Origin of the sequence: Silvania hatchlandensis (genome assembly GCF_025564065.1) — a bacterium.
Lineage (GTDB): Bacteria > Pseudomonadota > Gammaproteobacteria > Enterobacterales > Enterobacteriaceae > Enterobacter > Enterobacter hatchlandensis.
Genome location: NZ_JAMGZK010000036.1, coordinates 43,567 through 56,612, shown reverse-complemented (window position 1 = coordinate 56,612; position 13,046 = coordinate 43,567). Strand labels below are relative to the sequence as shown.

The 13,046-nt window shown below is 57.4% G+C and carries 16 protein-coding genes; 3 read left to right on the top strand and 13 right to left on the bottom strand.

The genetic code is table 11. From position 1 onward, the window contains the following. Window positions 1-45: 45 nt before the first annotated feature. Both sseA and M8014_RS02640 read left to right on the top strand, forming a co-directional pair. Window positions 46-891 (top strand): 3-mercaptopyruvate sulfurtransferase, encoded by an 846-nt coding sequence (gene sseA / locus M8014_RS02645; protein ID WP_271281002.1) that lies wholly within the window; start codon window positions 46-48, stop codon window positions 889-891. Then, window positions 891-1,661, top strand: a complete 771-nt coding sequence (locus M8014_RS02640; protein ID WP_271281001.1) for a MurR/RpiR family transcriptional regulator — start codon at window positions 891-893, stop codon at window positions 1,659-1,661. The genes sseA and M8014_RS02640 overlap by 1 nt, the downstream gene beginning before the upstream one ends. An 18-nt stretch (window positions 1,662-1,679) precedes the next feature. Here the strand turns inward: M8014_RS02640 and sseB are convergent, their stop codons facing one another. The 11 genes from sseB to trmJ form a co-directional block, all read right to left on the bottom strand. After that, entirely contained in the window at window positions 1,680-2,456 is a 777-nt protein-coding gene (gene sseB, locus M8014_RS02635; protein WP_271281000.1) for an enhanced serine sensitivity protein SseB, read from the bottom strand. Between the two features lie 93 nt (window positions 2,457-2,549). Then, complete coding sequence (gene pepB, locus M8014_RS02630; protein WP_271280999.1) at window positions 2,550-3,836, bottom strand: aminopeptidase PepB; 1,287 nt, start codon at window positions 3,834-3,836, stop codon at window positions 2,550-2,552. 59 nt (window positions 3,837-3,895) lie between these two features. Beyond that, window positions 3,896-4,096: a Fe-S cluster assembly protein IscX gene (gene iscX, locus M8014_RS02625; protein ID WP_106994595.1), complete on the bottom strand. Its 201-nt coding sequence runs from the start codon at window positions 4,094-4,096 to the stop codon at window positions 3,896-3,898. 1 nt (window position 4,097) lies between these two features. After that, on the bottom strand, window positions 4,098-4,433 hold the full coding sequence (gene fdx, locus M8014_RS02620; protein WP_271269036.1) for an ISC system 2Fe-2S type ferredoxin: 336 nt from the start codon (window positions 4,431-4,433) through the stop codon (window positions 4,098-4,100). 1 nt (window position 4,434) lies between these two features. Continuing rightward, window positions 4,435-6,285 carry a Fe-S protein assembly chaperone HscA gene (gene hscA / locus M8014_RS02615; RefSeq protein ID WP_271280998.1) on the bottom strand — a complete coding sequence of 617 codons (1,851 nt, stop codon included), beginning with the start codon at window positions 6,283-6,285 and terminating at the stop codon, window positions 4,435-4,437. A gap of 14 nt (window positions 6,286-6,299) precedes the next feature. Next, on the bottom strand, window positions 6,300-6,815 hold the full coding sequence (gene hscB / locus M8014_RS02610; protein WP_271280997.1) for a co-chaperone HscB: 516 nt from the start codon (window positions 6,813-6,815) through the stop codon (window positions 6,300-6,302). Between the two features lie 77 nt (window positions 6,816-6,892). Further along, a complete protein-coding gene (gene iscA, locus M8014_RS02605; protein ID WP_271269039.1) occupies window positions 6,893-7,216 on the bottom strand; it encodes an iron-sulfur cluster assembly protein IscA in 324 nt (107 codons plus the stop codon). A gap of 15 nt (window positions 7,217-7,231) precedes the next feature. Then, window positions 7,232-7,618, bottom strand: a complete 387-nt coding sequence (gene iscU / locus M8014_RS02600; RefSeq protein WP_271280996.1) for a Fe-S cluster assembly scaffold IscU — start codon at window positions 7,616-7,618, stop codon at window positions 7,232-7,234. Window positions 7,619-7,641: 23 nt separating this feature from the next. Beyond that, a complete protein-coding gene (locus tag M8014_RS02595; protein WP_271280995.1) occupies window positions 7,642-8,856 on the bottom strand; it encodes an IscS subfamily cysteine desulfurase in 1,215 nt (404 codons plus the stop codon). Between the two features lie 119 nt (window positions 8,857-8,975). Further along, window positions 8,976-9,467 carry a Fe-S cluster assembly transcriptional regulator IscR gene (iscR, locus tag M8014_RS02590; protein ID WP_271280994.1) on the bottom strand — a complete coding sequence of 164 codons (492 nt, stop codon included), beginning with the start codon at window positions 9,465-9,467 and terminating at the stop codon, window positions 8,976-8,978. Between the two features lie 199 nt (window positions 9,468-9,666). Continuing rightward, on the bottom strand, window positions 9,667-10,395 hold the full coding sequence (gene trmJ / locus M8014_RS02585) for a tRNA (cytosine(32)/uridine(32)-2'-O)-methyltransferase TrmJ (RefSeq protein ID WP_271280993.1): 729 nt from the start codon (window positions 10,393-10,395) through the stop codon (window positions 9,667-9,669). Window positions 10,396-10,519: 124 nt separating this feature from the next. Between trmJ and suhB the strand changes: the two genes are divergently transcribed. After that, entirely contained in the window at window positions 10,520-11,326 is an 807-nt protein-coding gene (suhB, locus tag M8014_RS02580) for an inositol-1-monophosphatase (RefSeq protein WP_271280992.1), read from the top strand. A 74-nt stretch (window positions 11,327-11,400) separates the two neighbouring features. Here the strand turns inward: suhB and M8014_RS02575 are convergent, their stop codons facing one another. Beyond that, a complete protein-coding gene (locus tag M8014_RS02575; protein ID WP_271280991.1) occupies window positions 11,401-12,366 on the bottom strand; it encodes a nickel/cobalt transporter in 966 nt (321 codons plus the stop codon). Further along, window positions 12,357-12,995 carry a DUF1007 family protein gene (locus M8014_RS02570; RefSeq protein ID WP_271280990.1) on the bottom strand — a complete coding sequence of 213 codons (639 nt, stop codon included), beginning with the start codon at window positions 12,993-12,995 and terminating at the stop codon, window positions 12,357-12,359. Before M8014_RS02570 ends, M8014_RS02575 begins: the two co-directional genes overlap by 10 nt. Window positions 12,996-13,046 lie beyond the last annotated feature (51 nt).

Here is a 13,046-nt window from a genome sequence, read left to right as displayed (position 1 = left end):
AAAAACATCGACAATCCATTAATGTTTTCATTGCTGGAGGCAACCATGTCCACCTCATTTTTTGTCGCAGCCGACTGGCTGATTGAGCACGCTAACGATCCTGAAGTGCAACTCCTTGACGCGCGCATGGCGCCGCCAGGCCAGGAGCATCGTGACGTACCCGCTGAATACCGCGCCGGGCATCTGCCGGGGGCGGTTTTTTTTGATATCGAAGCCCTCTCCGATCACACCTCGTCCCTGCCGCACATGATGCCGCGCCCGGAGTCGTTTGCCGTGGCAATGCGCGAGCTGGGTATCAGCCGCGATAAACATCTGGTTGTCTACGATGAGGGCAATCTGTTCTCCGCTCCGCGCGCGTGGTGGATGCTGAAAACCTTCGGCGTCGAAAACGTGTCGATTTTGGCGGGCGGGCTGGCAGGCTGGCAGCGCGCCGACCTGCCGCTCCAGCAGGGGAATGTTGACCTACCGGAAGGGGATTTTGACCCAGGCATCGACGCCAGCGCGATCAAACGCCTGACCGACGTGCTGCTGGCCAGCCATGAAAAGACCGCGCAAATTATCGACGCCCGCCCTGCCCCGCGCTTTAACGCCGAGGCCGACGAGCCGCGCCCAGGTCTGAAGCGTGGCCATATTCCCGGTGCGCGTAACGTCCCCTGGGGGGATCTGGTGTTTGACGGCGAGCTGAAAACCGCCGACGAACTGCGCGAGATTTTCGACCGTCAGGGCGTGGATCTGCACCAGCCGACCATTGCCAGCTGCGGCTCTGGCGTAACCGCCTGCGTGGTGATTCTGGCGCTGGCGACGCTCGGCAAAACCGACGTGACGCTGTACGACGGAGCATGGAGTGAATGGGGCGCACGCGACGATCTGCCGATTGAACCGGCGCGTTAATGGATAACCGTCTGGCGACCTTGCTAACGCGCGGGGAGTCCCTGACCCGCGCGGAGTATCGCGTGCTGGCGCATCTGACCGAGCATCCGCTGCTGGTGGGCAACATCACGGTGCGGGAGCTGGCGCAGGCCACGTTTGTCTCCACCGCCACTATCATGCGCCTGTGCCGTAAGCTGGGGTTCAGCGGCTTTAGCGAGTTCACCTGGCACTGTAAGCAGCTGCTGAGCGATACGCCGCACATTGCCGCCGAAGCCAGCCCGTCCGCCGAGTTACCGGCACTGTTCAACCAGTTTATCGCCAACTATCAGCAAACCCTGCAGTGGGCGACGGCGGAAAAACGCCGCCGCTTTGCCGATCTGCTGCGTGAAAAAGAGCACTTTTTTCTCTATGGGGCGGGCTTTTCCTATCTGTTCGCTGAGTATCTGACGAAGAAATTGCAGGTGCTGGGCAAGACGGCGTTTATCTCTGGTCCCGGCGACAGCCGCAATATTTTTCTCAGTAACGCTTCGCGCTATCAGGTGTTTATTGCGGTCTCGCGCAGCGGCGAAACGGAACAGGTGCTGGATAAGGCGCGCATCGCGAAGAACGTGGGGATGACGGTAGTGGCGTTTACCCGCGCCTCGGCCAATACGCTGGCGGGGATGGCGGATCTGCATTTTGCCCTGTACGACGAAGCGGTGCATTTCGCTGCCGAAGCCGCCGGGGTGACATCGTTTGAGTCGAACCTGGTGTTGCTGATGGATTTACTGCTGCTGGAAGCGACGGGGTGAAGAGTCACCCCGTCAGCATCAGATAATGCGGTTGTTTTTGAAATCGCGCAGGAAGCCACCCCAGCGACGTTCATAGAACGGCGCGATGTGCTCAGTAAGAAAGTGGCTGACGCCCTTCTCGCCTTTAATCACCCGGCAGATATCAATCGGCTCATCGCCCGGCAGGGTGTCGGTTGCCACGCTGCCCGCCGCCTGAATAATCTCGTCGATCTCGCCATCCGCCTCGATGCCAATCAGCAGCACCGGCTGTTCGTCAGCCTGCTCTTTGATCGAGCACAGAAACGCGCGCTTCACGGGCTTGATGGTTTTGAAAAGCTGAGTCAGGGAGTCGATCATCTGCGCCGGGGGTTCGGCCACTTCCGACAGCAGCAGTGACGCCCCGCCCTCCAGCACCTCCTGGGTACTAAGGGGATTGCCCTCTTCACCGATCAAATGGCTGATTTCACGCGGGGTGAACTCCTTGCCGGTCGGCAGCTTCGCATTCAGAAACAGAGTCTCGCCCAGCGTCATTTCAAACAGCGTGCGCACCGGCATCACCACGAAGGCCTGTTCATCTTCAACGGCTTCCTGCAGGGCCTCCAGCGAGGAGAAGAACGGGATCACCGAGGTACCGTCATCTTTTTCCCAGTGCAGCAGATCCAGTGCGCTGTCATCCACAACCTGCTCGCCCTCGGCGGCGGTGCCTGGCACCCAGACGCTGGACTCCAGCAGGGTGCGGAAAAATGCCGGACGATGGGCGGGCTCGGTCGCCGCTTTCTCCAGCAGGGTTTCTAATTCGTTTTTGGTTTCTGACATAACAATTCCAGATGTTGCATTTTACCCCTCACCCTAACCCTCTCCCCAAAGGGGAGAGGGAACTCAAACACCCTCTGGGGTAAGGGGATACAGTTACTCAGCCGTCAACAGATTGGCAATGGTGCGCACGCCCAGACCGGTTGCGCCAGCTGACCACTGTTCAACGGCAGACTTGCGGTAGGTTGCGGAACAGTCGATATGCAGCCAGCCTTCGCGGTAGTTCTCAACGAAATGCGACAGGAAGCCGGCAGCCGTGCTGGCCCCTGCCGGATAGGTGGCGGGAGCGGTATTGTTCAGTTCGGCAAAGTTAGACGGCAGCTGGCTGCGGTGGAACTCGGCCAGCGGCAGACGCCAGAACGGCTCGTTTTCTGCTGCCGCGCTGGCCATCAGTTTAGCGGCCAGTTTGTCGTCGAAGCTGAACAGCGCATGATAGTCGTTGCCCAGCGCAGTTTTCGCGGCGCCGGTCAGGGTTGCCATGTCGATAATCAGCTCTGGCTTCTGCGCAGAAGCGTCGATCAGGCCATCGGCCAGCACCAGACGGCCTTCGGCGTCGGTATTCATCACTTCAACGTTTTTACCGTTGCGGTAGCGAATGATGTCGCCCAGCTTGAAGGCGTTGCCGCTGACCATGTTGTCCGCACAGCACAGGTACAGCTTCACGCGCTTGTTCAGGCCGCGGGTAATAGCAAACGCCAGCGCGCCGGTAATGGTGGCCGCGCCGCCCATGTCAGATTTCATCGAATCCATAAAGGCGCTCTGCTTCAGGCTGTAGCCGCCGGTATCGAAGGTGATGCCCTTCCCGACCAGGCAGGCGTAAACCGGAGCCTGCTTGTCGCCGGTTGGGTTGTAATCCAGCGCCAGCAGAACCGGCGGACGCTCGGAACCGCGACCCACGGTATGCAGACCCATATAGTTCTGTTCACGCAGATCTTCGCCTTTAGTGATGCGGTAAGAGACTTTCTCACCGCCCACGCCATTCAGCAGATCCACCGCACGCTGGGCCAGCTGCTCCGGGCCTAACTCTTCTGCCGGAGCGTTAATGGTGTCGCGCACCCAGTCGATAATTTTCAGACGGCTTTCCAGCTCTTTCTTCGCGTCTGCGTCCAAATCGGCCCACTCAACTTTGCGCGTGCCTTTCGGGCCTTTGTAACCTGCCCAGAACGCCCAACTGGTGTCGGTGTTCCAGCCTTCTCCGGCAAGCGTGACGTGCTTAATGCCTAAACCGTCGATTTTACGCGCCGCACGCTGAATCAAACCGATATCGTCGCTGCCGTTCAGGTGCAGGGTTATGCCGTCGTTATTAATGCTGTAGGTGGCTTTTTCACCCCAGCGCGCATCCGCAGGCTGAGTAGAGAGCGTAATCTTCATCGCTTCGGTCATTTTATTTATCCTTATTAGCAACAAGCAAACGGGCCGCCGAAGGCAGCCCGTTACATTATCTATTCTGCTTCATCTAACCAGACTAGCAGAATCGCCTCCAGAACTTTTTCATTGGAGGCGTTGGGATCATCATCAAACTCTTCCAGATCGCAAATCCACTGATGCATATCGGTGAACCGTACGGTTTTCGGATCGAGATCCGGATTGGCGTCGTACAGCGCCTCGCCGATTTCACGGCTGTCTGTCCACTTCAGTCCCATATCAATGCTCGCGTGCGTGGTTGAGGGTGTAACGCGGAAGTTCGATCACCAGATCTTCATCGGTGACGAGTGCCTGACAGCTCAGACGACTTTCCGGCTCCAGACCCCATGCTTTATCCAGCATGTCGTCTTCATCTTCCGTGCTCTCCACTAAAGAGTCGAACCCTTCGCGGACGATGCAGTGGCAGGTTGTGCAGGCACAGGATTTTTCACAGGCGTGTTCCACTTCGATACCGTTACGCAGGGCAACGTTAAGGATGGTTTCGCCGGTCTCAGCTTCCAGAACTGCGCCATCCGGACAGAGGTCCGCATGTGGCAGAAAAACAATCTTTGGCATATTAAACCTCGTCCACGGAGTGGCCTTTCAGCGCAGTGCGAACCGACTGGTCCATACGGCGAGCGGCAAACTCCTGGGTTTGTTTATCAACGTTTTTAATCGCTTGTTCTATGGCGTCAGCGTCATCGCCGTCCGCTACCGCGCGCAGTTGCGCGATGGCGTCGTCAATGGCCTGACGTTCAGCGGCGCTTAACAGCGCGGCATCGGCAGCGAGCGCGCTATGCAGACTTTCCAGCACGCGAGCCGCTTCGACTTTCTGTTCAGCCAGCATACGCGCCTTCACGTCCTGCGCGGCGTAGCTCATTGAATCCTGGAGCATGGTGGCGATTTCGCCATCGGTCAGACCGTAGGACGGTTTGACCTGGATGGAAGATTCGACACCGGTTGATTTTTCCATTGCCGTGACGCTCAGCAAACCGTCCGCATCCACCTGGAAGGTGACGCGAATATGCGCCCCGCCCGCAGGCAGCGCCGGGATCCCGCGCAGCGCAAAACGCGCCAGCGAACGGCAGTCCTGCACCAGTTCCCGCTCGCCCTGCAGCACGTGGATAGACATCGCCGTCTGACCGTCTTTGAAGGTGGTGAACTCCTGCGCGCGCGCCACCGGAATGGTGGTGTTACGCGGGATCACCTTCTCGACCAGCCCGCCCATGGTTTCCAGCCCCAGCGAGAGCGGGATGACATCGAGCAGCAGCATGTCGCTGTCCGGCTTGTTGCCGACCAGAATATCCGCCTGGATAGCGGCGCCAATGGCGACTACTTTATCCGGATCGATAGCGGTCAGCGGCGTGCGACCAAAGAAGTCGCCCACCCGTTCACGCACCAGCGGAACGCGGGTTGAACCGCCAACCATCACCACTTCCAGCACCTCTTGTGCCTCGACGCCCGCATCTTTCAATGCGCGGCGGCAGGCCAGCAGGGTGCGTTTAACCAGGGGGGCAATCAGGTCATTAAACTGTGCACGGGTGATGTCGCCCTGCCAACCCGCAACCGTCACGCTGACGGACTGCGCATCGCTGAGGGCGATTTTGGCGGCCACGGCTGCATCCAGCAGCTCGCGCTGCAGGCGTGCATCGCGGCTGCCGCTGATCCCGGCCTGTTCGCAGATATAATCTGCCAGCAGATGGTCAAAATCGTCGCCGCCGAGGGCGGAATCACCGCCGGTCGCCAGCACTTCAAACACCCCACGGCTTAAGCGCAGGATCGAAATATCAAAGGTGCCGCCGCCGAGGTCGAAGACCGCGATCACCCCTTCTTTGCCGGAGTCCAGCCCATAGGCAATGGCGGCAGCAGTGGGTTCGTTCAGCAGGCGCAGCACGTGCAGGCCCGCCAGACGCGCCGCGTCTTTGGTGCCCTGACGCTGTGCATCATCGAAATAGGCCGGAACGGTGATCACCACGCCGTCGAGTTCGCCTTCCAGCGTCGAGGTGGCACGAGCCGCCAGCGCTTTCAGGATATCGGCAGAGATGCGAATCGGGTTTAACAGCCCGGCAGCGGTGGCGATCATCGGCAGGCCGTTTTCGCTTGCCTGCAGCTGATACGGCAGATGTGGATAACGGTTCTGGATGTCCGCCAGCGAGCGGCCCATCATCCGTTTTACCGAGCTGATGGTGTTGACCGGATCCTGCGCGGCATTGGCGCGGGCGTGATAACCCACGCTGTGGCCCTGCGGCTGATAGTGGACCACGGACGGCAGCAGGTGCTGACCGTCGGCGTCGGCCAGCGTTTCAGCCTGCCCGCTACGCACGGTCGCGACCAGCGAGTTGGTGGTGCCTAAGTCGATGCCCACCGCCAGACGACGCTGGTGCGGTGCGGCACTTAAGCCAGGCTCACTAATTTGTAATAAGGCCATAATTGCTTCCGAAATTAAAAATCGAGCAGCTTTTCTTCGAGTTGTTCAGCACTGCTTCGCAGTTTATCGAGAAAACGCAGCTTGCGCACAGTGTCCGCAGCGACGTCCCACGTCTCGTTATTCAATTGGGTCACCATCTGCTGATGGCGGGAATCGAACATCCCTTTTACACGCTGGATAAAACCTTCCAGACGCACGTCGTCCTTCGCCTGTTCAATCTCATCCAGCTCTTCACGCAGTTCCAGCTGTTCCATCAGGAACGCGGTATCGCGGACGGTGTGCTGCTCGCTTGAGAGATCGAAACCGTGGCGCGACAGCAGATATTCTGCCCGGCTCAGCGGATTGCGCAGGGTTTGCCACGCCTGATTGATGGTCGCAGACTGCTGTACCGCAGCCAGCTGATCCGCCTGCGTACCGCTGGCGAATTTATCCGGGTGATACTGACGTTGCAGATCCTGGAAACGGGTCGCCAGCGCCTGAATATCAATTTCATACCCGGCGGGTAACCCAAAGAGGGTGAAGTAATCCATAACAATCTCAGGGTTAGCTGATTAAAGCAAACCCCACACGCAGGCGGGCTGCGGTGGGGTTAACAGGTGATACGCAATTAAACCTGGAAGCTTTCGCCGCAACCGCACTCGTCTTTTACGTTCGGGTTCGTAAATTTAAACCCTTCGTTGAGGCCTTCTTTTACGAAGTCCAGCTCGGTGCCGTTCAGGAACTGCAGGCTCTTGCCATCGATCACGACCTTCACGCCTTTGTCTTCGAATACGGTATCTTCCGCCGCAGGTTCGTCAACAAATTCCAGTACGTAGGCCATACCAGAACAGCCGGAAGTACGCACACCAAGACGCAGGCCAAATCCTTTGCCACGGTTTGCCATAAAGGCATTTACTCGCGCGGCAGCGCTGTCGCTAAGGGTAATCGACATAACAACCTCAACTAATTATTTTGCGTCACGTTTGCTTTTGTAATCCGCAATTGCGGCTTTGATCGCATCTTCCGCCAGGATAGAGCAGTGAATTTTAACCGGCGGCAATTCGAGCTCATCAGCAATATCGGTATTTTTGATGGCCTGCGCTTCGTCCAGGGATTTGCCCTTCACCCATTCGGTGACCAGGGAGCTGGAAGCGATTGCGGAACCGCAACCGTAGGTCTTGAAGCGGGCGTCTTCAATGATACCTTCATTGTTGACTTTAATCTGCAACTTCATCACGTCGCCACACGCCGGTGCGCCAACCATGCCGCTGCCTACGCTTACGTCGCTGTTGTCAAAAGAACCCACGTTACGTGGATTTTCGTAATGATCGATGACTTTTTCGCTGTATGCCATGTTGAATTCTCCTTACAAACCGATTAGTGATGTGACCATTCAATGCTGTTCAGATCCACGCCTTCTTTGAACATTTCCCACAGAGGAGAAAGGTCACGCAGACGGCCAATGGAGTTGCGAACCAGATTGATGGTGTAGTCAATCTCTTCATCGGTAGTAAAACGACCTAAAGAGAAACGGATAGAGCTGTGTGCCAGTTCGTCAGTCATGCCCAGGGCACGCAGAACGTAGGACGGCTCGAGGCTTGCGGAAGTACACGCAGAACCGGACGAGACGGCCAGGTCTTTCAGCGCCATGATCAGCGACTCGCCTTCAACATAGTTGAAGCTGACGTTGAGGATGTTAGGTGCGCCCTGCTCGAGGTCGCCGTTCAGGTAGACCTCTTCCATATCTTTCACGCCTTCCCACAGACGGTTGCGCAGGGTGCGCAGACGCGCCATCTCGCTTTCCATCTCTTCTTTGGCGATACGGTAGGCTTCACCCATACCGACGATCTGGTGAACAGGCAGAGTACCGGAACGCATACCGCGCTCGTGACCGCCACCGTGCATCTGGGATTCGATACGGATACGTGGCTTACGACGCACGTACAGCGCACCAATACCTTTCGGGCCATAGATTTTGTGGCCGGAGAAGGACATCAGGTCAACTTTCAGCTGGCTCAGGTCGATAGGCAGTTTGCCCACGCTCTGGGTCGCATCAACGTGGTAAATAATGCCACGCGCACGGCACAGTTCGCCGATGGTCGCGATATCCTGCACTACGCCGATTTCGTTGTTCACGTGCATGATGGACACCAGAATGGTGTCGTCACGCATCGCGGCTTCGAGCTCTTTGAGGTCGATGATGCCGTTACGCTGAGGTGCCAGGTAGGTGATTTCAAAACCTTCACGCTCGAGCTGACGACAGGTGTCCAGCACGGCTTTGTGTTCGGTTTTGCTGGTGATGATGTGCTTGCCTTTTTTCTGATAGAAATTGGCCGCACCTTTGATCGCCAGGTTATCGGATTCGGTCGCACCGGAGGTGAAAACAATTTCACGCGGGTCAGCGCCAACCAGCTCAGCAATCTGATTACGGGCGATATCTACCGCCTCTTCAGCATGCCAGCCAAAACGGTGAGAACGGGAAGCCGGGTTACCAAAGTTTCCGTCCAGGGTCAGACACTGCATCATTTTCTCGGCAACACGCGGGTCCACCGGCGTGGTTGCGGAGTAATCGAGATAGATCGGTAATTTCATTGCTCTATAGACTCCGTACATCGCTTCAATGCAAGGAACCAGGCGGCGGGTCGGATGTACAACCCGATCATCGGGGCGAATGCACGCCCCTGCCTGATTCTAAAATTCTTATCGTTTTATTACGCGCGCAGTTTAACGTCGATAGCGTCCTGCGGGCGGGTGTTACGATGGGACTCGTGAGAATGCTGACGGCCAGAGACGTCCAGCACTTCCTGGTTGTTAACCAGTTCACCAATGGTGATGTTGTTCAGGAAGCCGGTCAGACGGTCGCTCAGGTCGCGCCACAACGCGTGGGTGAGGCATTTATCGCCGCCCTGACAGCCACCTTTACCCTGGCAACGGGTCGCGTCAACGGATTCGTCAACTGCGCTAATCACTTCGCCAACGGCAATACTGCCCGCATCTTTACCTAACAGATAACCACCGCCTGGACCACGGACGCTGGAAACCAGGCCATTTTTACGCAGTCGGGAGAACAGCTGTTCCAGATAAGAGAGGGAAATTCCCTGACGTTCAGAAATATCAGCCAACGGAACCGGGCCCGATTCGGAGTTGAGCGCAACGTCCAGCATCGCGGTCACGGCATAACGCCCTTTAGATGTCAGTCTCATGTCTTACTTAACCTCAAACTCGCCCCTGCCCGGGGTTTTTATTGTAAAGTGGGGGGTATTGCATAGCAGGGCCAAGTCTGACATTCCCGACTAAAATGGTCAACTATTTACTTGACTGTTTTAGTCAGGTATTTAACCTTCCGTGCGCTAATGTTATTACCGGGTAACGCGCAGCGATCCCGGTCTACGTTTTGCGCAATTATTCTTTATTCTTCTGCTCAATCGACGCCAGAATACCGCGCAGGATGTTCAGCTCCTGGCTTTCCGGGCGTGCGCGGGTGAACAGGCGACGCAGTCGGTTCATCACCTGCCCTGGATGACCGGCGCGGATAAAACCGGTGCTGAGCAGCGTCTGCTCCAGATGACCGTAGAAACGCTCCAGGTCGTCCACCAGCGGATACGGGGTCTCTTCCGGCTCGGCGTGGGGCGCATTTTCCTGAGTTGCCAGCCACGCCATACGCACTTCGTAGGCGATAACCTGCACGGCCATCGCCAGGTTCAGCGAGCTGTACTCCGGATTGGCGGCAATCGCGACATGATAATGACATTTCTGCAGTTCATCATTGGTCAGGCCCACGCGTTCGCGACCAAACACCAGTGCGACGGGGGCATGTTCGGCTTCGCCGACGCTTTTCAGCCCGCATTCACGCGGATCGAGCATCGGCCACGGCAGCGTACGCGAGCGCGCGCTGGTGCCGACCACCAGGCTACAGCCGGCCAGGGCTTCGTCCAGGGTATCGACGATCTGCGCGTTGCCGATCACGTCGCTGGCGCCCGCCGCAAGGGCGATGGCCTGAGAGTCGGGTTTGACCAGCGGGTTAACCAGCCAGAGATTGGTTAAGCCCATGGTTTTCATAGCACGGGCGACGGAGCCCATGTTGCCAGTATGCGAGGTTTCGACCAGCACGATTCGGATATTTTGCAGCATAATTTTTCTGAGTTTGAAGAATATTCGGCCATGCTACCATAAACGGAAGACAGAATCCGATCCCACTGCTATACTCTGCGCCGTTTTCGTTTCCCTGTTCTTTAACATCCAGTGAGAGTAACCGATGCAACATCCTATGTTGACCATCGCCGTGCGCGCAGCGCGCAAGGCGGGTAATGTAATTGCCAAACACTACGAAACACCCGATTCTGTAGAAACCAGCCAGAAAGGCAGCAATGACTTTGTGACTAACGTCGATAAAGCCGCAGAAGCGATTATTATCGAAACCATTCGCAAATCTTACCCGCAGCACACCATCATCACCGAAGAAAGCGGTGAGCATGTCGGCGTTGATCAGGATGTTCAATGGATTATTGATCCACTGGATGGCACCACCAACTTCGTCAAACGTCTGCCACACTTCTCTGTTTCTATCGCCGTACGCATCAAAGGCCGTACTGAAGTGGCGGTGGTTTACGATCCAATGCGTAACGAACTCTTCACGGCTTCCCGCGGTCAGGGCGCACAGCTGAATGGCTACCGTCTGCGCGGCACCAACGCTCGTGACCTCGACGGCACCATTCTGGCGACCGGTTTCCCGTTCAAAGCCAAACAGCACGCTCCTGCTTACATGAAAATCCTGGGCAAACTGTTCACCGAATGCGCGGACTTCCGTCGCACCGGTTCTGCTGCGCTGGATCTGGCCTACGTTGCCGCTGGCCGCGTGGATGGTTACTTTGAAATTGGTCTGAAACCGTGGGACTTCGCTGCTGGCGAACTGATTGCCCGAGAAGCTGGCGCACTGGTGTGTGATTTCACCGGCGGCCACAACTACCTGCTGAGCGGCAACATTGTTGCCGGTAACCCACGTGTGGTGAAATCCATGCTGGCCAGCATGCGTGACGAACTGAGTGAAGCGCTGAAGCGTTAATTCCCGATAACCGCACCGCGCGGTTCCCTCTCCCTGTGGGAGAGGGTTAGGGTAAAGGCATCAGACCGCTCCTGTTAAAACGGTCTCAACCCTCTTCCCACCGGCACCGCACTCATCCACAGGGTGATTGCCGCCACCAGCAAGACGATCCCCCCAGCCAGTGCAAGCGTTGTCCAGCCAACCTGTCGCCACAGTACCGGCGTTTTATTGCCGCTGAGTCTGACCGCCAGTTGCCGAAAACTGTGTACCAGCAGCGCCAGCGACGAAATGGTAAGCGCCGTACCAGACGCCATCGCCAGTGCCGCAGCCACGCCCCAGCTAAACACCCCGATAACCTTACTGAACAGCAATACCATGATCGCCCCGGAGCAGGGCCGCATCCCCATCGACAGAATAATCATCAGCCGCGCGCGCCAGTCGTCCCCGCGCTCAAGCTGCGCCGGCGTAGGCAGATGCTGATGACCACAGCCACAATGTTCATCATGAACATGTTGTGGGGTAAAAGATTTGAATGTGGGTTTGCGCAGCAGCGCGCGCAGTTTTTTCAGCGCCCTTACGCTGAGGATCAGCCCCAACACGCCCACCAGCGCATAGCTGCCCTTCTCCAGCCAGAAGCTGCTCATGTGCAGTTCCCGCGCCGGGAGCTGCAGCAGGGTGAGTACCACCACCACCAGCCCAACCGCCACGCAGCCCTGCAATAATGAAGAGGCCAGCGTCAGGCCAATACTCGACTTCAGCTTAGATGGATGTGTAGCAAGCCAGGTGGCGATCACGATTTTGCCATGCCCCGGCCCCAGAGCATGCAGCACGCCGTACAGGAAGCTGAACATCAGTAGTGAACCGCCCGCAGCAGTGGGATTGGCGGCCACCGCTTTCAGTAGTCCGCTCATCTGCTGGTTCACGTCCCGCTGCCAGAGAATGCTCTGGCGCATCACCTGCGGCCACGCCTGCCAGAGCCAGACGGCGCCCAACGCCGCGACCACTAAAAACAGCGCCAGCGGCCACAGATGCAGCCAGCGGCGGGGGCGATTTACAGACATTGCAGCGTCACCGTCTGGGCAAACTGCTTGCCGAGATCCATGTCTTCCGGCGGGGCATCGTCTTTATCCAGCGCGCTGGCAAAGTTCAGCGTCTCATCGCTGGGCTCCGGGGTATCTATCTTAATTGAGCAGGTGGCGTTCAGCCCGGCAGGCAGCGAGGCATCGTCATCTTCGGCGTAGCTCATGTCGACGTAGTACGAGGGATCGAACGTGGAAAAGGTGTATTTCTGCCCGGCCAGCGGCTGGGGTGCTGCCAGCGGCAACACAAAGGTCAATACCGCCTGGTGCTCGTGGCGGGTCATCCCGTACTGGGTGGGCCGGTTAAGGAATTTCACCTTCTGCCCGTTGTGCCAAAACTCGGTAAAATAGTGCTGACCAAGCACGTTGGCCATCACCTCCGCCGCCAGCTTTTTCCAGATCTCATCCCCCGGCTTCGCCTCTCCGGCGTCATAGAGCAAATCGGCGGAGGTCAGCTCATCCATCGTCCAGCGCATCTTCAGGCCGGTCAGCTGGTTATCTTTGACCATGATTTGCGTTTTCAGGGTGATAAAACTGTGAGGATGCGCGGCGACGGCAAAAGATAAAACCGCCAAAAAAAGCGCCGTCGCGCTGTGTTTAACTATTTGCATCTGTTCCTCACGTCAAAAATTCTGTGATGTTCGCCAGCATTCCTGAAGGAA